The 1,108-nt window shown below is 51.6% G+C and carries 2 tRNA genes; both read left to right on the forward strand.

Annotated features, from left to right (window positions below):
* Nucleotides 1-290 precede the first annotated feature (290 nt).
* A tRNA-Ile gene (locus tag QRN85_RS24360) sits at nucleotides 291-367 on the forward strand.
* A 60-nt stretch (nucleotides 368-427) separates the two neighbouring features.
* Nucleotides 428-503: transfer RNA gene (locus QRN85_RS24365), tRNA-Ala, on the forward strand.
* Nucleotides 504-1,108: the final 605 nt, after the last annotated feature.

Genomic DNA, 1,108 nt, shown 5'->3' on the forward strand with positions numbered 1-1,108 from the left:
AGACGACCATCTAGAATGGTATGAACTTTCCCGTGCTTTTTAGAACAATAGATGGCGCCAGTCAGGCGACCATCGAAACGCAATACGCCACGGAATTGCTTCGGCAATCGGATTGGTATGGCAAGTGTCGCCGTCCACGTTTCTCTTTCTTCAAAAAGGATATAAACCTTTGGTTTGCGCTCACGCCTGTCGGATTTTCGATCCTGGCTCCGCGAGGGCGCCGGACGACCGGCGACGGCCTCTGGCCTGTATGGTGGCTTCATTTGAGGTTATCATGCGCTCGGCGAGATGGGCCCGTAGCTCAGTTGGTTAGAGCACACGCTTGATAAGCGTGGGGTCGGTAGTTCAAGTCTACCCGGGCCCACCAATGGTTTGTTTAGATTACCTGATCCCTGACGGCTTGGCTGTTTGGGTGTTTGTGATGGTTGGGGCTTTAGCTCAGCTGGGAGAGCACCTGCTTTGCAAGCAGGGGGTCATCGGTTCGATCCCGATAAGCTCCACCAATCGCAACCGTGATTGCCGTGTGCAGCTTGCGAGATCGATGGTCTTGGATATCCTTTTGGAGAAATAAAAGTTTGCACGTCTCAAGCGAGATTGTGCCTGTTCTGTATGCATTGTGAAGAGAAGATATGTCTGGAAGCTTCCAGGTGTTTTGAGCCATTGGTTCAAGACGTCCGAGCCCAGTCCCAGAGAAACCTTGAGATGGCTTAGTCGGCCGGAATTGGTGGAGGGATTGGAGGTAGGTAGGAAAGCTTGTCCTAGGCATTTTTGTTGTTGACCAAATTTTGGTAGGCCGTAAGGCCGTCGCCAATCGTTTGGCGCCCCCGCGGAGCAAGAACCGAAAGGTTCTGTCAAGCGTGAGCGAAAAAATCTCTGATGGAAATGCTGGATTGGTGTTGCCTGACCGCGCATCACCGGATGATATCTCGAGAAGCTGGTCTTAATGGTATGGCTTCGAGGTGCACCGGCGTGCCCTCAATGGAGACCATACCGACACGTCGATGTCATCGAGAAATAATCTGATTGTAAAAGGTAATCGGATTGCCGCCCTTTGGGACGGCTATGGATGAGCATAGACAATGAGAACGAAGAAGTGAATTAAGGGCAT

The organism is Agrobacterium sp. fls2-241-TYG-188a (assembly GCF_030209845.1).